Annotated in this window: 13 protein-coding genes; 7 read left to right on the top strand and 6 right to left on the bottom strand. The window is 41.3% G+C overall.

Annotated elements, in window-relative coordinates; translation table 11 throughout:
• Window positions 1-42 precede the first annotated feature (42 nt).
• The 4 genes from GSQ84_RS13200 to GSQ84_RS13185 all read right to left on the bottom strand — a co-directional run bounded on the left by GSQ84_RS13200 (window position 43) and on the right by GSQ84_RS13185 (window position 8,436).
• On the bottom strand, window positions 43-1,710 hold the full coding sequence (locus GSQ84_RS13200) for a glycoside hydrolase family 43 protein (RefSeq protein WP_158797741.1): 1,668 nt from the start codon (window positions 1,708-1,710) through the stop codon (window positions 43-45).
• A gap of 15 nt (window positions 1,711-1,725) precedes the next feature.
• Window positions 1,726-3,264, bottom strand: coding sequence for an acetylxylan esterase (locus GSQ84_RS13195; RefSeq protein ID WP_158797740.1), 1,539 nt, complete (start codon window positions 3,262-3,264; stop codon window positions 1,726-1,728).
• A gap of 246 nt (window positions 3,265-3,510) precedes the next feature.
• Window positions 3,511-5,262, bottom strand: a complete 1,752-nt coding sequence (locus GSQ84_RS13190; protein WP_158797739.1) for a RagB/SusD family nutrient uptake outer membrane protein — start codon at window positions 5,260-5,262, stop codon at window positions 3,511-3,513.
• A gap of 12 nt (window positions 5,263-5,274) precedes the next feature.
• On the bottom strand, window positions 5,275-8,436 hold the full coding sequence (locus tag GSQ84_RS13185; RefSeq protein WP_158797738.1) for a TonB-dependent receptor: 3,162 nt from the start codon (window positions 8,434-8,436) through the stop codon (window positions 5,275-5,277).
• A gap of 405 nt (window positions 8,437-8,841) precedes the next feature.
• Between GSQ84_RS13185 and GSQ84_RS13180 the strand changes: the two genes are divergently transcribed.
• Together GSQ84_RS13180 and GSQ84_RS13175 are read left to right on the top strand one after the other, a co-directional pair.
• The gene (locus tag GSQ84_RS13180; RefSeq protein WP_254070855.1) at window positions 8,842-9,960 is read left to right on the top strand and encodes an endo-1,4-beta-xylanase; all 1,119 of its coding nucleotides are present in this window, start codon (window positions 8,842-8,844) and stop codon (window positions 9,958-9,960) included.
• A 4-nt stretch (window positions 9,961-9,964) separates the two neighbouring features.
• Window positions 9,965-12,826: a glycosyl hydrolase 115 family protein gene (locus GSQ84_RS13175; RefSeq protein WP_158797737.1), complete on the top strand. Its 2,862-nt coding sequence runs from the start codon at window positions 9,965-9,967 to the stop codon at window positions 12,824-12,826.
• A 283-nt stretch (window positions 12,827-13,109) separates the two neighbouring features.
• On the opposite strand, the gene GSQ84_RS13170 is transcribed toward GSQ84_RS13175, so the two are convergent.
• On the bottom strand, window positions 13,110-14,366 hold the full coding sequence (locus tag GSQ84_RS13170; protein ID WP_158797736.1) for an MFS transporter: 1,257 nt from the start codon (window positions 14,364-14,366) through the stop codon (window positions 13,110-13,112).
• 23 nt (window positions 14,367-14,389) lie between these two features.
• A complete protein-coding gene (locus GSQ84_RS13165) occupies window positions 14,390-14,614 on the bottom strand; it encodes a hypothetical protein (RefSeq protein ID WP_158797735.1) in 225 nt (74 codons plus the stop codon).
• Window positions 14,615-15,177: 563 nt separating this feature from the next.
• Between GSQ84_RS13165 and GSQ84_RS13160 the strand changes: the two genes are divergently transcribed.
• The 5 genes from GSQ84_RS13160 to GSQ84_RS13140 all read left to right on the top strand — a co-directional run bounded on the left by GSQ84_RS13160 (window position 15,178) and on the right by GSQ84_RS13140 (window position 20,373).
• Window positions 15,178-16,758 (top strand): cysteine peptidase family C39 domain-containing protein, encoded by a 1,581-nt coding sequence (locus GSQ84_RS13160; protein ID WP_158797734.1) that lies wholly within the window; start codon window positions 15,178-15,180, stop codon window positions 16,756-16,758.
• A 97-nt stretch (window positions 16,759-16,855) separates the two neighbouring features.
• Entirely contained in the window at window positions 16,856-17,035 is a 180-nt protein-coding gene (locus tag GSQ84_RS13155; protein ID WP_158797733.1) for a hypothetical protein, read from the top strand.
• 102 nt (window positions 17,036-17,137) lie between these two features.
• Window positions 17,138-19,327 carry a peptidase domain-containing ABC transporter gene (locus tag GSQ84_RS13150; protein ID WP_158797732.1) on the top strand — a complete coding sequence of 730 codons (2,190 nt, stop codon included), beginning with the start codon at window positions 17,138-17,140 and terminating at the stop codon, window positions 19,325-19,327.
• A gap of 16 nt (window positions 19,328-19,343) precedes the next feature.
• On the top strand, window positions 19,344-19,880 hold the full coding sequence (locus GSQ84_RS13145) for a hypothetical protein (RefSeq protein ID WP_158797731.1): 537 nt from the start codon (window positions 19,344-19,346) through the stop codon (window positions 19,878-19,880).
• Between the two features lie 49 nt (window positions 19,881-19,929).
• Window positions 19,930-20,373, top strand: coding sequence for a GNAT family N-acetyltransferase (locus tag GSQ84_RS13140; protein ID WP_158797730.1), 444 nt, complete (start codon window positions 19,930-19,932; stop codon window positions 20,371-20,373).
• Window positions 20,374-20,492: the final 119 nt, after the last annotated feature.

The following is a 20,492-nucleotide window of genomic DNA, read 5'->3' as shown; positions in this document are numbered from 1 at the left end:
TTTTCTAATATAGAGAACGGTTCTTTTTTATGGATTATACTTTTACAAATCGTCTTGTCCGCTGTATTTCAGCCAGCTAAATCCGGCTTTATTTTTGGTAGTTTCGCCCGAAGATGTAGCATACAGTGCAAATAACGAACCTACAAATCCGCCTGCCTCTTTCGTGCTCAGATACTTACCATCCAGCTTACGTTTTAACAATTTCCAATCTTCTTGCTGCTCTGCATAAAAGAAACTGCAGCGGTCCTTATTGATATCTATACGCAACTCAATTTTATCTTTTCCTCCGTTCAATGATGATTGTGTAATCAATTCCATGTTTTTACCGGCTTCATTTCCTTTGTACAGCTGGATTACAGTTTTCCCCTTATCAATTGATTTGCAGAGGTAGTAAAAATGATATTCATTTTGAAAGATCAGTAAACCGGCTTTTTCATTTTCTTTAAGCGTTTTAAAATCCATTTCCGCAGTGGCCGATGCAATGGCGTGCTGCTGCCGCTTACCAATAAATGCAGGGTTTCCGGTACCCATGCAGGTGGCCGGTAATAATTTCATGGTAAGTTGGTTCTTCTTTTCGGCTAAGCTATACCAGGATTCGTTATTGGTCCTTAAAAATAGTAGCTGAGAACTCAGTACTTTTTTAAAATAGATGGTATAGGCAAAACTACCATTCATCGGCAAAGCACCTTTTTGAGGTACAGCAGGAAAAGTAACCGGATAGCTGTCTTTAATAGCGGTATGTTCAGGAGTAATTACCGGCCATCCATTCAGCCATTTTACCGGTGAAATGAAGGTCTCCCGCCCTGTGTTATAATAATCACCTTTATAAGGCCTTGTCCCCAGGAAAACGGCATAGGTTTTACCATCAGGCCCGGTTACAAAATCAGCATGACCGGTAGACGTTACGGGATGCTCACGTCCTGGGCTTAGATCGCGCTGGGTAAGGATCGGATTTTTATCATAGGGAAGAAAAGGCCCTTTAACGTTTTTACTTCTAAACACAACTTCAGAATGATCCATTCCCGTTCCTCCTTCTGCAGCGATTAGGTAATAATAACCCTCATGTTTAAAAAGATGAGGCCCTTCAATCCATACCGGTTTTTTGGTGATATCTACCCCGCCATTTACCAGCAAGATCTCTTTACCTTTAACTTTCAGTGTTTTCCGGTTAAGTTCATATAACCGCAAGGTTCGGTGACCTTCATATAAAGGTTTACGATCGGGAGCGTCGCTATTGTAAACGATATAAGCTTTATCGCCCTCAAAAAACAAGGAAGGGTCTATCCCATTTACTTCTGGTATCCATTTCGGATTTGACCATGGCCCGGCAGGATTTGTTGCTGTTACCACAAAATTCCCCTTGTGATCTACCAGTGTACAAACTACATAATAAGTTCCTTTATCATAACTGATAGACGGGGCAAATAATCCGCGAGACACACCGTCACCCAGAAAATTCATTTGTGAAGGCCTGCTGATCACATTGCCCACCTGTTTCCAGTGACTGAGATCTTTACTATGAAAAACAGGGATACCGGGAAAATAAGCAAATGTTGAGTTCACTAAATAATAATCAGTTCCTGTCTTACAAATGCTGGGATCAGGGTAAAAGCCCGAGAGAACAGGATTGGTCAATACATGTGTTTCCTGCGCTTTCGTGAGGAAGGAAGAAATCAAAAGAACAGGAAAAATCAGGTATTTAAAATTCATAGGTTTTAATTCATGCTATTTCTTATGCCCAATAAATTGATCGGCCCATTGGATAAAATACTTCATATTCGGTGCATCGGTATGTCCGCCATCATGTTGCCGCCACGCCAGCTGACCATCCAGTAAACCCACATTTACGGGAGGCATTTTCTCCGTATGGTAATCATTGGATACCCCCAGATCTTTTGCCCCAAGCAATTTAAATACCGGACCGGCAGCTACAGCAGCCATATAACTTCCCTGATGGTCCAGCCATTTGGGATCTCCGTTACCGGGCGAACCATAACTGATAAACGTAAGGCGTGGTGCACACAAAGCTATCAGCTCATGCGCATCTACCGGCAGGTCATTAGCCGTCCTGCTGCCAAAAACGGCATCAGAAGCACCATATTTCATAAAGTTACCATCCATCCAGTAATATTCAAAATCCGTTAACGTTTCCAAAGCCTCGCCCCAGTTACGCCGGTTTAGCTTAGCCCCTCCCTCACCGGATGAACCAATAAGGCCCATAGCGAAACGTGGTTCAAAAGCAAGCGTCACCAATGCAGCTTTTCCATAACGTGAAACACCTTCAATGCCTATATGTTTTGCATCTGTTGCAGGATCGGTTTCCAAATAATCCAAAGCCCTTGCAGCTCCCCATGCCCAGGCACGCAAAGCCCCCCAGGCGTCTGGCTTACGCGGCTGCCCTTTTTTAACCAGCCCAATGATCCCCCTGGTTAAACCAGCTCCATTGTCGGCCTGTATACTGGCAGGGTCAATGAGTACATATCCCCAGCCATCAGCAATCAGCTGCTGTGTGGATGGCGGATCTCCTGCCGGCCCTTTCGGCGCAGAAAAACTTCCAAAAGCGGGCACTTGCAAAGGGATAGGATGGTAAGCTGGATACTGCTCAAAAACAGCCTTTAACCCCGGATCATTTTTAACCAGCAATTCTTTCATTGCCGTGTTGATCCGCTCCAGGTTTTCTTCTGTGGGTTGCGCCGGTGCCGGAAGGGCACTATGTCCAAACATAATCAATACCGGAACAGGGCCTTTTGCATTGGCAGGGACAACCAGGGTCATCTTTATATTTACATCGATCAGGGGGTAAGCTGAATTATCTACATGTCCAACCAGCTGGGTAGCGATAACCGGTGTAAAACCCAGCATTTCTTTTTCTTTTATTTGAACCAGCCAGCTTACTTTGGGCACATTTTTGGGGATACGCCCATATATCTCCCTTTCCATATCCTCCAGGATTTCAGGACGCCGCTGATTGGTCCATACCGCAGCTGTACTTACCTTTTTACCATTCTTTAAAATCAGTACTTCAGGCAGATTTGGATAGGGATTAGCCAGAGATTCATCATAATTGGCATGGTTTGGTGCAGAATTGTCACCACTAGGACCAGGTCTTAAAGCCTTTATTCCCAATTGATCCATCATGTTCTGATGGTCTTGTGCCGCTGTAAAATTAACTGGCGGCGGATAGTTTCCGGATACGGCTGCTCCGTTCTGCGCAAGGGCAGCTATAGGAAAAGAGAGCAGATAACAGAAAAAGATTTTTTTCATATTTCATCTGATTTGGTTAATGATTATCGGTTGTAAATGATAAGGCCGGACGCCCCTCCTTATGGTAAAGACTCGCCCTTTTGGATTAAGCCTGCCCCCGGTATTGCTAAACTGTACTATAGATAAAAAAGCTGTACATAAAAAAGCAATACCTTTAAAATTTGATTTCATAGGAATCAGCTATAAGGTTAAACCACGAAAACAAAACATCAGCAGGTTTATACCTGCTGATGTTTTATAAATTTATTAATATCCCGGATTTTGAGGGAAGGCCGGGCCTGTGGTGACCAGGTTGATCAATGAAACAGGTATTGGCCGAAGCGAATAAGCATCCGGTGGACTAGATGCCGAATAACCCGGGTAAGCTTCCGAATTATACAACTGCAATCTGTGTCCTAAAGATTGTGTACGTGTTAAATCCCACCAGCGGGTACATTCTTCATACATTTCCCTAGAACGCTCATCCAGTATAAAATCAATTGTTATCTGACCGGCATTGACCTGCATCGCCGTCACTGCTGCCGTATTCTGGGCCGCAGTATTGGTTGTTTTATAAGCAGCCCTCGACCGTAATATGTTGAGCATGTCTGCCGCTTTCTGAGAATCACCAGCCTTAAAGTAAGCCTCAGCAGCCAACAGATATACATCGGCAAATCTGGCCAGCACAAAAGGGCGTGTTGAAGGATCATTCACAGCAGCCCGGTTAGGGTCGTCATATTTTTTCATCGATGGAAATATGATTGGGGTATAGGCATTTGCCGTTGTACCCGCAATTGACGGTGGCAGGAAAATAACACCCTTAAAAGATGCTCTTTTGGCTGCGCCGGGATCAAATGGCGGTGTCCATATCGCGGTATCCACACTAACGGTCAATGCTCCTCTTGGCGTAACCACACCAGCTGTATTCGCTATCCAGGTAGTTTGAAAAGTTTTATCAAACCTGCTGTCATTACTTCTTTCAGCAAATACGTGCAGCATATAATCTGTATTTGGCCTGATCCGGATAAAAGGACGGCCATTGGGAAGGTCACGTACCATTAAGGCAGATCCTCCGGCAGCAGGAAAGTTAGCCAGTACAGATGGGTAATTAGGACGGAAAAGAAAATTTGTCACATTCAAATTCCCTCCCGAAGCACCCGGCACGTAGTTACCATATTTAGGATCATTGCTTTCATCGATCACAAACAAAGTCTCCTTACCGTAATCGTTGGCCGGTTTAAAGGCATCGCCGAAATCCTGCCATAAATCTACCCCATAAGTTGCCCTGTTATCAATCAGGTTTTGCAAGGTTGAAGCGGCAGTAGCAAAATCGCTGGGCTGAGCAGCTTTAGACCATCCCCTGGTTAAGTAAGTTTTCCCTAAAAAGTAGAGTGCTGTAGATTGTGTGGCTGCTTTACCGCCAAAAGGCTGTCCTGGTGTAACCTGCAATTCTTTAGATGCTTCCGTAAAGTCTTTAATGATCTGCGTATACATATCGGCTATCGGTGCACGTGTATCAGAAGTTGTCGGATCAGTGATATAGCTGGTATGCAGCGGCATCGATCCAAAATTCACCACCATATAATAGTAGAACATGGCACGTAAAAACTTTGCCTGTGCCAGATATTGCGTACGCTGGGTAGCATCTGTAATCGCTGTGCCGTATAACAACACGCCATTTAGGGTATTGATATCCTGATAGGCATTCTGCACAAGGTATTTATAATCGTCAAGACCTAAATTCTGATAAGTAAAGGTAGAAATTGAACTTGTGCTGCCCCCTGCCAGTGTTTCATCAGTACCGCCAACCAGCTGATTGGTAAATCCTTCAGTTCCCCAAAGCCCTCGTAAAGTACCATACACACCAGTTATACTGCCAATTACCCCTACCGGTGTACTAAAAGACTGTTGTGTTAAAGCAGTATGCTGCTGTTCGTCCAGGAAGCTCTTTTTACAGCTCCCCGTACTTAATAGTACCGCAGCTGCGATGATAAAAGAAATGTTATAATGTAATTTCATATCTGTATATTTTTAAAATTTCACGCTTACGCCTAACTGAAAAGTACGTATCGGCGGAGTGTTTAAATTAGATGTAATCGCACGGCTGGTTGTAGTACCTGCAGCCCCGCCACCGGCTACAGGAGTAGTTGTAGCTACTGTCGAAGAAACAGCGCCTCCGGTAGAGTTACCCTCGGGATCGATACCCAAACCACTGTTGATTAGCGGCGACCAGATAAAGAAAGGGTTGGTACAGGTAGCATATACCCTTAAGGAACTGATGCCAGAACATTTTAACAGTTTTTGAGCGAAGGTATAACCCAGGTTGATACTTTTCACCCTGATAAATGAGCCATCCTGTACAGCTAAAGTAGAGGCATAAATCTGTTTATCATTCGCTGCATCGGGTGCAGGGAAAGCATTGGTTGGGTTGGTTGGTGTCCAATAGTTTACATTCCACTGGTTCACACGGCCATTCCCGAAAAACGGATACCCCTGGGCACTACCATCGGCTGAAAGGTAAGGAACCAGGATCTTCTGTCCTATCCGGGCTGTGGTAACAAAAGACAGATCAAAATGCTTATAACTGAATCTATTGGTAATACCACCTGTAAAATCAGGCTGGAAATTACCGATGATCTGTAAATCACTGGCGTTGATTTTACCATCATGGTTTACATCTTCTACCTTAATCTGTCCTGGTTTCTCTCCGTAAACAGCAGCCTGGGCAGCTTCATTGGTTTGCCAGATGCCAATTTTTTTCAGGTCGTAGATCACATTAAAAGGCTGTCCTACAAACCAGTTATTTCCTATATCTTCCTGGATTCCATCATGGAGGGAAACAATTTTGTTCCTGTTAAAGGAGATATTAAAATCTGTCGACCAGTTAAAGCCGTTCTGACTTTTTATATTGGCTGAACTGATAGAGATCTCTAACCCTTTGCCCTGGGTCTTGCCGTCATTGGCAGTATATTGCGTGGCGCCATTGGTATAGGGTAGATTTACTGTTTGCAAAATATCGCTTGTTTTCTGGCTGTAAACATCAATAGTACCTGTAATACGGTTTTTAAACAACCCAAAATCCAAACCTATATCCACCTGATTGGTAAACTCCCAGGTCAGGTTTTGGTTGGCGAGGTTATTCAAATAATAACCGTTAGCTGCAGAACCAGGACTTCCTACGGGGCCGAAATTATAGAAGTTACTGGCCAGGTTACCGGCCGAAGAGTAAGCACTCACCGACTGATTGGATGTCTTACCATAACCGCCGCGTATTTTCAAAGCAGATACCACATTGTTAATGCTTTTCATGAAATCTTCACTATCTACATTCCAGGCAGCTCCAAAAGCCGGGTAAACAAAATATTTTTTGTTCGGAAATACAGATGAGCCATCATCCCTGACAGTTGCCGTCAACGAATATTTACCATTGAACACATAATTTACACGGGCCATATAAGAGATCAATGCAGTTTGCGAATATCCACCAGGACCTGCCGTTACGCTGGCCGCCTGCTGCAGGTTATAATTCTGGATATAATCTGCGGGTATGCCGATGCCATTAAAACTATTACTCTGGAAACGGTCCTGCTCAACACTATACAAACCTGTTACCGTTAGGTGATGCTTTTGGTTAAAGGTTTTATCATAGGTAAGCATGTTTTCAATGGTATAACTATAATTTTCACTGGCGTTTACCGATTCAGTGGACTGGCTAAAAGATGTGGCCGTATTATAAAAATTATTAGGACCGGTATACATACCACCATTGGTGTTATAATATCCCAGGCCAACATTAGCCCTGTACTTTAAACCATCAATGATTTTTAATTCACCATATAAAGTATTCACCGTACTCAGCCTTCTGCTTTGGTCGGTATTTGCACTTTTATCCCTGATGGTTAAGGGGCTAACAGTAACGGCATCTATAGAACCCAGTGAAGGAAGCAGGTTAACAGAACCATCTGCATTATAAGGAGAAACCAGGGGGCTTATCCGAAGCGAACCGCCTACAGGGAACCTGTCGGCACCATTGGTTACCCCGAGTTCCGCAGATACTGATCCGCCGATTTTAATTCTGTTGCTCACCTGGTGATCTACTGTAGCACGTAACGTATAACGGGTAAAATCCTGACCGTAAACTATTCCTTCTTCCTTTCGGTAACCCGTGCTGAGGGAGAACTGAGTAGCTTCTGTTCCTCCTGTAATACTAAGGTTCTGGTTGTTAACATATCCTGTGCGAAAGATGATCTTCTGCCAGTCGGTATTGGTACCATTGGCCAAGCCTGTTTGTTCCGCAGTTGTTAAAGGATAAGCGGTTACGCCAGGATTTACACTGTTTAATGTGGCCGCAGTTTGTTTAAAAGCAGCGTACTGCTGGCCATTCATAAAATTAAAACTTTCAGTTCTGTCGCTTACCCCGTAATAAGCATTATAACTGATTACGGCTTTACCTGTCCTGCCCCTGTTAGTGGTGATAATGATTACACCGCTTGCACCTCTTGATCCATAAATAGCTGTAGCAGACGCATCTTTTAAGATATCCAGCGTAGCAATATCATCTGGATTAATGTCATTGATGCTGCCACCAACAAAAGGAATACCATCTAATATAATCAATGGCCCGTTCTGTGCGTTGGCCTGGCTCCCTGTAGCACCTAATGAACGCTCTCCGCGGATGCGGATCTGGCCGGCTGCGCCGGGCTGTGTACTGCTCGACTGGATATCTACCCCTGCTACGCGTCCCTCTAACTGGTTGATCACATTGGTAGCGGGTACTTCGGCAAGTGCGCTTGCGCTGATAGAGGCTACGGCACCTGTTACATCGCGCTTACGCTGGGTACCATACCCCACTACTACCAGCTCATTGAGGCTATTGGCTTCCGGAGCTAAGGAAACATTGATGTTTTGCGCTGAAGTAGCCGGTATCTCTTTGGAGGAATAACCGATATAAGAGATTACGATAGTGGCCTCTTTCCCCGGGATAGTCAGTGAGAATAAACCCCTGGTGTCTGTTGACGTGCTCCCTGTTCCTGATTTTACCCTGACAATTGCTCCCGGAAGCGGAGCACCCTTTTCATCTGTCACTTTCCCCTTCAAAGTGAAATTCTGGGCAAATGTGTTTGCTGATAAAAAAGTTAAAAACAACAGTATAAATATTGTCTTTAACAATTTAATGAGTTTGATTTTTTCCATAATCTTGGTTTAATATTTGGTTTTGGTTTTTTAGGCGTGTAGAGATTATTGCATAATTTTTGACACAAAATATTCTTACAAATAGTCTTTTTTAGACCTGTGCGCTTTACTGCTTAATTCGGAATTAGTCACGGGTAATCTTGAAGCACAGGGTAATATATTTGGTTATCGAGATAAATGTAGAAAGAATTTTCAATATTGCAATCGATTGTAATTTTTTTTCATAAATTTATTTTTTGTAAGCTATAATGGCTTCAGCACTATAGAACACAAATTATTTTAAAAGATTATCTGTTGTATATTAGCTGTTGTGAGGTTATTCATTCACCAATAGTAAATTAAGAACGATTAATTGCATGATGAAGTAATCATGTACCTCGAATAAAAACCAATTATAAATACCGTATGAGTAAAATTTATAACAAGAGAAATGAAAATTTCGGCATGAAATCGGTTGCATTACCAAGCCTGGTTTTATGCTTTACAGCAACAGCCCTGATATTGATTACAGGCTGCGCACCAAAACGAGGATTAAAAGATGTATACGGTTCTTATTTTTACATGGGAGTAGCAGTATCGCCCCAATCCCTCTCGGGTCAGGAGGCTGTATTAATTAACCAGCAGTACAATAGCTTAACTCCTGAGAATGCCATGAAAATGGAACCTATCCATCCCGAAGAGAATCGTTATAACTGGACAGATGCGGATTCCATCGTCAATTTCGCACAGTCAAACGGACTAAGAATTAGAGGACATAACTTATGCTGGCATGAACAGACACCGCCCTGGCTTTTTGTGGATGCTAATGGTAAAAGGGTAACAAAAGAAGTTCTTCTCGCCAGGCTTCGGTCGCACATATTTACTGTTATGCAGCGATATAAAGGGAAAATATATGCCTGGGATGTGGTTAATGAAGCTGTTGATGATGATAGCAGTAAATTTCTACGCAATTCACCCTGGTATCAGATCTGCGGAGAAGATTTCATTACCAGCGCTTTCAGATATGCACATGAAGCAGATCCCAAAGCCTTGTTATTCTATAATGATTACAATACGGAACGCCCTGATAAAAGAGACCGGATTTACAAATTGCTAAAAAAACTCAAAGCAGAAGGCGTACCTATTGATGGTATTGGTTTGCAGGGCCATTGGTCTATCTACGAGCCCAGCGCCACAGATTTGTCTGACGCAATTACCAAATATGCTTCATTAGGATTGCAGGTGCAGGTTACAGAACTTGATGTTTCCGTTTATCCATGGGAAAAGAATAAAAGAGAGCTCCGCCCTGGCGAGTCTGACCGTTTTACCCCGGCGCTCGAACAAAAACAAGCCGAAAAATATGCAGCCATCTTTAAGGTACTCAGAGATCACAAAAAAGAGATCACCGGAGTAACCTTCTGGAATGTATCTGATCGACACAGCTGGCTGGATGAGTACCCGGTTAGCGGGCGAAAAAATTATCCATTATTGTTTAACCAGCAACTTCAGCCAAAAAAGGCTTACCAGGAAGTGATAAAATTTTAAACCAATGAAAGCATTTACTTTATTTTTCACCCTATTTTTATTGTTTGCAGCCGACCAGCATTGTTTGGCAGTAGACAGAGAAACTTATGTGTCATCAAAAAACGGGAAAGGGAAATTTGCTTTAGCCAGCAGAAACAGCGTTGCGCCTTTACAGGTGAGCAGTCTGGATTTTCCGGGAGTGATCTTAGCGGCAAAAAACCTGCAGTCCGATATAAAAATGGTGACAGGGCTATCTCCGCAGTTTTTTACCAGTGCTTCACCTAAAGGAAGAAGGGTAGTCATTGTCGGTACGTTGGGAAAGAACCCTGAAATTGATCAGCTGGTGAAAGATAAAAAGCTTTTAGTTTCAGGTATCGAAGGAAAATGGGAGACTTTCCTGATCCAGGTAGTGGATCATCCTTCTCCCGGAATAGATCAGGCATTGGTAATTGCCGGCAGTGATAAAAGAGGAACAATATTCGGGATTTACGATTTATCAGCTAAAATAGGCGTATCTCCGTGGTACTGGTGGGCAGATGTTCCAGTGGTAAAACAAAAAGAATTGTATATCCTTCCGGGTAAACATAGCCTGGGTACACCCGCGGTAAAATACAGGGGAATATTTTTAAATGATGAGGCTCCCGCCCTCTCCGGCTGGACCAAAGAAAAATTTGGCGGTTTTAACCATACATTTTATGCCCACGTTTTTGAATTGATCTTGAGATTAAAAGGCAATTACTTATGGCCCGCTATGTGGGGAAGTGCATTTTATGATGACGATCCCATGAATGCGCAGCTGGCTGATGAATACGGCGTAGTCATTGGCACCTCGCACCATGAGCCGTTGATGCGTGCCCATGATGAATGGCGGAGATATGGGAATAAAGGGGCATGGAATTATAGCACCAATGCAGAATCACTAAGAAACTTCTGGACTACAGGGATCAGCAGAATGGGCCAGAATGAAAGTATCGTCACCATAGGAATGCGTGGTGATGGAGATGAACCCATGTCTGAAGGCAGTAATATCGCCCTGCTGGAAAAGATCGTGAAAGACCAGCGAAAGATCATAGCAGATGTTACACAAAAAGATACAGCAGCCACACCTCAGGTTTGGGCGCTGTATAAAGAAGTACAGGATTACTATGATAAAGGCATGCGCGTACCGGATGATGTTACCCTGCTGCTGTGCGATGACAACTGGGGAAACATCAGGAAGCTGCCAAAATTAGCAGAAAAACCCAGAAGCGGAGGTTATGGCATATACTATCATTTTGATTATGTAGGCGACCCAAGAAATTACAAATGGCTGAATACAAACCCGCTTCCAAGGGTATGGGAACAGATGAACCTGGCTTATGAGTATGGTGCCAAACAAATATGGATCGTTAATGTAGGCGATCTGAAGCCGATGGAATTTCCTATCGAATTTTTCCTCGACTATGCCTGGTCACCAAAAAAATGGCCTGCTGATCAACTGGAAAACTATACCGTTTTGTGGGCAGAAAAACAGTTCGGAAAAACTCACGCGGCACAAATTGCGTCTATCCTTTCCAGATATGGAAAATACAGCTCCAGGAGAAAACCGGAGCTATTGAATGAAAACACCTATAGCCTGACCAATTACAGGGAATTTGATCATATCATTGTACAGTACGATCAATTAAAAAAAGATGCCGAAACGGTATATCAAGAAATACCGGCCAATGCCAGGGACGCTTATTACCAGCTTATACTGCATCCGGTTCTTGCTTATGCCAACCTGAATGCATTGTACTACGCTGTTGCAAAAAACAAACTCTATGCTACCCAGGGACGTGCTGCGACCCCACTAATGGCAGCACAAGCTAAAGCTTTATTCGAGAATGATGCTGCTATAACCACCTATTATAATACGAAACTATCAGGAGGAAAATGGAACCATATGATGGATCAGACACATATTGGTTATACCTATTGGCAGGAACCAAAAAGCAATAAACTACCAGAATTAAAGGAAATTGTATTGCCTGAAAATGCTGATATGGGGGTGGCCATTGAGGGCTCAGCTTCCTGGTGGCCAGAATCAAAAATAGCAGCGCTGCTGCCTGCTTTCTACAGCGAAGATCCAAAAACAACCTATATAGAAGTCTTTAACAGGGGTAAAAAACCTTTCCATTATACCGTTAACACTGCACAGCCCTGGGTAAGGGTGAGCAGCATACAAGGAAATATTACTACTGAAGAAAGATTACTGGTGAGCGTGGATTTTTCTAAAGCACCAGCCGGGAAAACCGCTGTGCCGATCATCATTAAATCAGACAATGGAACTAGCGTTAAAATACTGGCAGAGATTGTAAATTCCTTGCACAGCTTCGCTAAAAAAGGATTTCAGGAAGAAAATGGTTATATTTCAATGGAGGCAGCACATTTTTCGAAAGCGGTTTCCTCCAAAACAATATCGTGGAAAATCCTGCCCGATCATGGAAGGACGTTATCTGCCGTAGCACCATATCCTGTAACTGCGGCTATTCAAACGCCTCATGCTGAAAGTCCGCACCTGGAATACCAGATTAACCTGCTCCAGGCCGGAAAGGTTAAGATCAGCACCTATCTTTCTCCCTCCCTGGATTTCAGCAATACCAAAGGTTTGTTCTATGCGATTTCTATAGATGATGAAACACCACAGCTGATGAATATGAGCGACACTAAAGGAAGGGACTGGAAAACAGATGTGAGTGAAAACATTAACATAGTCACCTCTACACATCTGGTCAAAAACCAGGGTGTTCACACCTTAAAATTCCGGATGGTCAATCCGGGTGTAGTTTTACAAAAAATAGTAGTGGAAACCAGGCAGATCCCGGAAAGTTATCTCGGCCCGCCAGAAAGTCCGGTGATCAAATAAAACCTGTTAAATAACAAAGCCCCTCAGTTCGAAAACTGAGAGGCATTTGCGTCCATTTGTGTGTAATGGTAGTTTTTTATCATTCAAAACGAGCTGCACACCCAGAGGATACAGACCGGAGATCAATCTACCTGATGATGGTCACCAGGAGAGAAAAACAAAAACACACCTATGGAAAACTCCGGTAAGAAGCTGATATGAATGTGCAGTCGCTTTGAAAATTAACCCAATTGACAGTTAAACGCATGTCAAAAGGAAAACGCTACAGTAAAAAATAAATATTTTATTGTTGTGGCTCAACAGGTACTACTACCTGGGCATCATGGAGCTTTTTAGCTGCATTGATTCTCAGCACCCGGAAGAGGGTAAGGCCAATAACTAAGGTAATGATCCCCTCAATCATAACAGTATCAGGCGTACCAATTTTTTGAGATACTGCACCAATAAGCAGTCCGCCCAATGGTTGCATTCCAAAAAAAGCCATGGCATAAAAACTAATCACCCTTCCGCGCATACTGGGATCTACAGTTGTCTGGATAAGCGTATTACTAATGGTAATTTGCGACATCATTCCAAAACCGGAGATAACAGCAAATAATAATGCTATCGGGTAATAAGTGCTATGCGAAAAAAGTACTAGTCCTACACCAAAAATCAGGGTATTGATAGCCAGTATCCTTCTCAAATTATGTCCTGGTTTTAAAGAAGCCAGGAAAATGGCCCCGCAAAAAGCGCCAAGACCAATCATGCTGTCAATTACGCCAAAAGTAGAAGCTGTACCTTTGAAAATATCTTTTGCATATACCGGGATCAGGGTATTAAAAGGCAGGACCAAAAGACTGATCAAGCCTAAATTTAATAAAACAAAAGCGATGGAAGGAGTCCTTTTGATATAGGCAAAACCGTCCTTCAATTCATCCAGTACATTTTTGGTAATCTTTTTATCTACAAATTTTGGCAGACGCATCATCAGCAGGGAACCGATCACTGCGATAAAACTAACCGCATTTAGCCCAAAACAAATATCATCACCAAAAGTCTCTAGCGCAAGACCAGCAAGCCCCGGCCCTATCAGCCTGGAAAGGTTAACCATCGATGAATTGAGTGCCAGTGCATTGGGCAGATCAGCTTTATCATCAACCATTTCATAAACCAATGACTGCCTTGCAGGTACATCAAAGGCATTGATTAAACCTAACAATGCACTTAATGCAATAATTTCCCAGACAGAATAGTGTTTAAAAAAAATCAGCAGGGTGAGCAATACAGCCTGTACCATAGAGGCCATCTGGGTAATCAGCAGCACCTTATAACGGTTATAGCGGTCGGAAACTACACCACCCAGAAAAGAAAAAATAAAAGAAGGGAACATACTGGCAAACAGCGTAAGACCGAGCATAAATTTAGAGTGTGTCTCTGAATAAATTACCCAGCTTACTGCAGTTTTCTGCATCCATGTCCCAATCAGTGAAATTGACTGTCCACTAAAATACAGTCTGTAATTCCGACTTTTAAATGCGTTGAAAGTATTGATATTCATTATCTAAAAAGCAGATCAGGCTACTATTGTCTGTCTGGTTTTCCTGGTGCAATACCTTTATCTACATTAAGCGTAAAAGAAGATTCAGACGCTTTGTCTGCCTGAGATAAATTGTCCAAATCAGATGCTTCTTTATCATCTTCAGATGCAGGAATAGGATCTATTCCATCAGATTGTACATCTTGCTGACTCACCTGATCGTCTGCTTCATCTTCGTTAAATGGGGTAATATCTTCTGGAGTGATCATAATTATTTGTTTTTTGTAAATATAGATTAAACAGCGTTGTCCTGCCCTTGTTTGGAAATTATTTGACAAAGTTTCATTAAACTGTTACAATAGCTTTGATGGAATGAAGCACTTCCAGAGGCGGACGGATAAAAACACAAATTAAACAAAGAAAAAACCCAGTGAAAACGCACAGAAAATGCACACATTTAGTGGGTTTTGTGTGCGTTTTCACTGGGTTTTCATTGGGTTTTCACTGGGTTTTCTACCGTCCGTTTTCCGGCAGACCCGGGATCTGCAACACGTCAGAAATCGATGGATAGAAAGCGGCATTGTGAATTCATGAAATAGTAAAAAAGGATCCTAACGACAGCCGTTTTGCACAATCGTTAAGAATAATGGGAAACCATCATTAACTAATACGAATTAAATATACAATTAACAAATATTATCCATTTTTTAATTTTTATATCAATAATAATGTTACATATATTGTATTTATTAAAAATAATTTAATATTTATCGCAAAATATTTGCAATTGTTAATAATCTTATCGAATTTGTATTTACCAAACGTAAAATAGATGCCTAAAAATATCGAATCCTGTGCGTTACTCCTTATCAACCTTCTAAAATTACCCATCTCAGCCAATCAGATAGTCCATGAGCTGGATATACATCCTGATTATCCGAGTTTGCTTGCATTAAGTGATGTTTTCACCTATTTGAAAATTAAAAATTCTGCTTATCAGATAAACAGCAACGAAATACAGGAAGTTTCCGTACCTTTTATTGCTTATACAAAAACTGCAGGCAGTGAGTTCTTAGTTGTAGAAACTGTTAACGAACAGACTGTAACGATTTCCAATGAGAATTATAAATCTAAAAGACTTTCCATATCAGAATTCAGCAAGTTATTTGATAACATTGTACTTACCATTGAGGATGGCGATGAGGTGGTTTCAAAAAAAACACCGATAAAACCTTCTTTCCAAAATTCAGTCAGCAACCCCGCCTTTTTGGTACTACTTGCAGTTATCTTTATCGCCCAAATCATTACCAACACCAATTATAGTCACACCCTATCCTGGCAAATTGTTTCATTAATATTATTAAAAACAGCGGGCCTCACTACTGCTGTATTACTGCTTATACAAAGTTTAGATAGTGATAACCTACTGGTAAAAGCAGTGTGTGCTGCAGGTGGAAAAACCAATTGTAATGCAATCTTATCTTCTCAAGCAGCACAGGCTTTTCTGGGATTAACCTGGAGTGAAGTCGGCTTTTTTTATTTCGCCGGGACCTGGCTCGCATTGCTTTTCAACAGCCAGTCCATAAATATACTGCAATGCCTGGCAATATTAAATATACTGAGCTTACCTTACACCATCTACTCCATATATTATCAGGCAAGGATAGCTAGAGAATGGTGCATTTTGTGTTGTACCATTCAAGCATTGTTATGGCTGGAGTTTATTCCTTTAGTTTCTTATTTCCAATTGCCACTTCATTTTCCCGGTAGTATCACTGTGATTAACCTCCTGACCTGCCTGTTGCTTCCCGCCACAATTTGGCAAATTACAAAACCTCTTTTCAAAAAATTACAGGAACTACCGGAAATCAAATCACAATTGAGGAAATTCAGGTATAATTCAGAATTATTCAACAACGCCTTAAAAAAACAGCCAAAATATGCCTTGCCTGATCAGGAATGGTCTATAGTACTGGGAAATATGGACGCAGAGGAGATCATTACGATGGTAAGTAACCCGCAATGTAATCCCTGCAGCAAAATGCACCGTCAACTGGAGGAATGGCTAAGTTATAGGGACGACCTACAGGTTCGCATTGTATTTACTTCAAAGAACAATGACAATAACCTCAATACATCCATTGTCCGTCACTTAATGGCATTAAATGAACTGGAAGACAAAAGTATAATCGCAAATGCACTGCGGGACTGGCATTCCGGAAAGAAAAAAAATTATGCCGACTGGTCAAAAGCTTACCCGGTTAATTTAGATCCCGCAAATTATTGTAAACTGGAAAAGCAGCATGAATGGTGTAAAATGATCAATGTAAAACACACGCCCACCATGCTGATCAACGGCAGACAAATACCTGATTTATACACGTCTCTAAATCTAAAATATATGCTTTTATAAGCAAAAAGAAACTCTTTGGCCAAAAGTAGAGGAGCATGCCCTTTTATCCTGCATGCCGTGCCCATAGCGATTATGGAATTCAACTAAACTTAGTAATATGAAAACTCAAAAAAAATTAAGCAGAGAAGAAATGAAAAATGTAACTGGTGGTATCCCTGTAGGTGATCAGTGGGTATTTTGCAGTGTTGATGGTGTTACACATATGGAACTTCACCCATGTGGCGACAATGAATGTAAAACAGGTGATTTCGTAAGCGTTAGTCCTGGCAATTGCTAATTTTTTTCGGTTAATAAATTGCTTATTAATTGTTAATCAATCTTAAATCAACTGGTTGTCAATAAAAAAGACAGCCAGTTGTATTACATTTTCAATCAAACTATGTCATTTCCCTTTTACCGGCAACCCGACCTGATGGACTGCGGGCCAACTTCTTTGCGAATGGTTGCTAAATACTTCGGTCGCAATTTCAAATTGCAAACATTAAGACAGTTGTGCGGTATAAACAAAGAAGGGGTTAACCTTTTAGGGATCAATGATGCTGCTGAAAAAATCGGTTTTGATTCTTCAGCTGTTCATATCAATATTCAAGAACTTAAAGAGGTCAAATTACCTTGTATATTACACTGGCGGCAAAATCATTTTATTGTTCTCTATAAAATAAAAAGAAATAACTATTATCTGGCCGATCCTGGTGCTGGCTTCATCGTGCTTGATCAGGCGAGTTTTCAAAAAAACTGGCTGGGCAAAGATCATCCTCAGCAGGAAAGAGCTGAAGGAATAGCATTATTACTTTCTCCTACCCCCTTGTTTTTTGAACAGAAGAATGAAAAAGAAAATGACCTGATGCTTTCTCCCGTATTACGTTATCTAATTATTTACCGGCAACTGGTCATTCAATTGCTGTTTGCCCTGGGTATAGGAAGCCTGGTTCAGCTGGTGGTTCCTTTTCTTACCCAATCTATTGTAGATATAGGGATTAACACCAGCAACCTGAATTTTGTATACATTATCCTGATTGCACAGGCCATGTTAATTGTAGGTCGCGTAAGCATAGAATTCTTACGCTCCTGGATTTTATTACATATGAGCACCCGAATAAATATTTCCATCCTGACTGATTTTCTAATCAAATTGATGAAACTGCCTATCAGTTTTTTTGATACCAAAATGACTGGTGATATTATGCAGCGAATGAACGATCAGCAGCGCATAGAAAGTTTCCTCACAGGCTCCGCTTTAAGCACATTATTTTCTGCATTTAACCTGATCATATTTTCTATCGTGCTGGCTTATTACAACACAACCATCCTCTTTGTCTTTATTGGCAGTATGGTTTTATATATCACCTGGATACTGGCCTTTCTTAAAAGGCGCCGCTCGCTCGATTACAGGAATTTTGATATCGCTTCAAAAAATCAAAGCAGTATGGTACAACTCATCAATGGCATGCAGGAGATCAAACTTAACAACTCTGAACGCCAAAAAAGGTGGGAATGGGAACACCTCCAGGCAAACCGGTTTAAGTTGAAGGTAAAAGATCTCGCCTTAACACAATACCAGCAGGGCGGATCAACGTTTATCAATGAATCTACCAATTTAATTATCACTTTTCTAAGTGCAAAAGCAGTTATCGAAGGACAGTTAACTTTAGGCGGAATGATCGCTGTTCAATATATTGTTGGTCAGTTAAATAATCCTATACAACAATTTTTAGGTTTTATCCAGGGATTTCAGAATGCCAAAATCAGTCTGGAGCGGCTAAATGAAATCCATCAGCTGGAGGAAGAAGAACCTCCGGAGAAAGAATTCAGTACTGAATTACCTGCAAACAAGAGTCTCAGTCTAAACAACCTTACCTTTCGATACCCGGGTGCAGGAAACGAACCCGTACTGGACCAGATTAATTTATTTGTGCCACAGGGTAAAATAACAGCTATTGTGGGCATGAGCGGCAGTGGAAAAACCACTATCCTGAAATTATTACTTCGTTTTTATAAACAGGAAACGGGCGAAATTAATGTAGGGGAAAAGTCGTTAAATAGTATTGGCTTTAAAACGTGGAGAAGCCAGTGCGGGGTGGTGATGCAGGACGGCTTTATTTTTTCTGACACCATAGAACGAAATATAGCTGTAGGCGAGGATCACGTTGATCTTACCAAACTAAAAAACGCCATACATATTGCCAATATCCAGGATCTTATCAGTAAGCTACCACTAGGCCTGAATACAAAAATTGGTGCGGAAGGCATCGGAATTAGCCAGGGACAAAGGCAGCGTATCCTGATTGCCAGAGCGATATATAAAGATCCGGAATACCTTTTTTTTGATGAAGCAACCAATTCTCTGGATGCCAATAACGAAGGAGTGATTACCACAAACCTATCGCATTTTTTTGTAGGCCGTACAGTAATTGTAGTCGCTCATCGTCTGAGTACCGTTAGCCATGCTGATAATATTATTATGCTTGATAAAGGACGTATCATCGAGCAGGGCACACATCAGGAACTGACAGACCTGAAAGGCAATTATTATCATTTGGTTAAAAATCAACTGGAATTAGGAAAATAATCAGCTACCATAAAAAATGCTATCCCCATACAACGCAAAAACTGAAGATAATGTGCATAGCGATGAAATTCAGCAAATCATTACTACTATACCTCCCTGGTTACTTCGATGGGGCGTACTGCTATTTTTTATACTACTGGTGATGATGCTTTCTCTTTCTGTTTTCATCAGTTATCCCGATATCGTGAAAACAACATTAAAGATCAGTTCTTCAGGAAACAATCAGTTTTATGGAGAAATGAAAATCCAACAGGACCAATTGATTAAAGTTAAAGAGGGGCAGGACGTTTTAATTAAATTAAAAAGGTACCCATCACAAGAATACGGGTTGATTAAAGGAAAAATCAGCATGATAAATGATATTTCCGACAACGGAAACCGCTTTACTTCAAAAGTTGAATTTAACCCCGGATTATCGCCCATATTAAAGCATGTTCATCTCAGAAACGGAATGCTCGCGGATGCAGAAATCATCACCCAGGACGCAACATTACTTCAGCGTCTCTGTAAAAGCATTTTTAAAAAAATGGATATCAATAAAGATATGCAGTAATTCTCAGGTTTATATAACTTAGGCATAACTTTTGGGCAATGCTTTATTCATGTTCAAAAACCATTTAGTAGATAAACTTACCGTTTCAGACTACCCCGAAATTCTAAACCTTTGGGAATCTTCTGTTAGGGCAACACATCATTTTTTATCAGAGGCCGATATCCAGGTTTACAAATTACTGATCAGCACTGAGTATCTCGACCAGCTAAAGCTATATGGGGTAAGAACAGATCAACATATTCTAGGATTCATAGCAATTAACCGCAAGCAAATTCGTTTGTTATTTATCTTGCCTGAAGTCAGAGGTACAGGAATAGGAATTGCGCTGATCAATTATGTTTACCAGCACCTGGGGGTTAATGAAGTCGATGTCAATGAACAGAATAAACAAGCCTGCGACTTTTATAATTATTTAGGATTTGTGATCACCGAACGCTCTGAAATTGACGCAATAGGTAAACCATTTCCTGTAATATCCATGAAATTGCCTTAAGCAATTATTCAAAAAGCAAAGGATAAACAGACTTATTTAAAGTTTGAACCTATATTTATTTCTTTTCATTAAAATATAAAAACAATATCATTGCACTCATATTAAATAAGTATTGATTT

The sequence above is a fragment of the Pedobacter sp. L105 genome, assembly GCF_009765875.1.
Classification (GTDB): Bacteria; Bacteroidota; Bacteroidia; order Sphingobacteriales; family Sphingobacteriaceae; genus Pedobacter.
The sequence above is the reverse complement of the archived record's forward strand: the minus strand, read 5'-3'. Positions and strand labels throughout refer to the sequence as shown.

Excerpts from the sequence above, each read along its gene's own strand:
- GSQ84_RS13185 (WP_158797738.1), bottom strand. The coding sequence starts at position 8,436 with ATGGAAAAAATCAAACTCATTAAATTGTTAAAGACAATATTTATACTG.
- GSQ84_RS13195 (WP_158797740.1), bottom strand. The coding sequence starts at position 3,264 with ATGAAAAAAATCTTTTTCTGTTATCTGCTCTCTTTTCCTATAGCTGCC.
- GSQ84_RS13160 (WP_158797734.1), top strand. The coding sequence starts at position 15,178 with ATGCCTAAAAATATCGAATCCTGTGCGTTACTCCTTATCAACCTTCTA.
- GSQ84_RS13200 (WP_158797741.1), bottom strand. The coding sequence starts at position 1,710 with ATGAATTTTAAATACCTGATTTTTCCTGTTCTTTTGATTTCTTCCTTC.
- GSQ84_RS13140 (WP_158797730.1), top strand. The coding sequence starts at position 19,930 with ATGTTCAAAAACCATTTAGTAGATAAACTTACCGTTTCAGACTACCCC.
- GSQ84_RS13180 (WP_254070855.1), top strand. The coding sequence starts at position 8,842 with ATGAGTAAAATTTATAACAAGAGAAATGAAAATTTCGGCATGAAATCG.
- GSQ84_RS13155 (WP_158797733.1), top strand. The coding sequence starts at position 16,856 with ATGAAAACTCAAAAAAAATTAAGCAGAGAAGAAATGAAAAATGTAACT.
- GSQ84_RS13175 (WP_158797737.1), top strand. The coding sequence starts at position 9,965 with ATGAAAGCATTTACTTTATTTTTCACCCTATTTTTATTGTTTGCAGCC.
- GSQ84_RS13190 (WP_158797739.1), bottom strand. The coding sequence starts at position 5,262 with ATGAAATTACATTATAACATTTCTTTTATCATCGCAGCTGCGGTACTA.
- GSQ84_RS13145 (WP_158797731.1), top strand. The coding sequence starts at position 19,344 with ATGCTATCCCCATACAACGCAAAAACTGAAGATAATGTGCATAGCGAT.
- GSQ84_RS13170 (WP_158797736.1), bottom strand. The coding sequence starts at position 14,366 with ATGAATATCAATACTTTCAACGCATTTAAAAGTCGGAATTACAGACTG.
- GSQ84_RS13165 (WP_158797735.1), bottom strand. The coding sequence starts at position 14,614 with ATGATCACTCCAGAAGATATTACCCCATTTAACGAAGATGAAGCAGAC.
- GSQ84_RS13150 (WP_158797732.1), top strand. The coding sequence starts at position 17,138 with ATGTCATTTCCCTTTTACCGGCAACCCGACCTGATGGACTGCGGGCCA.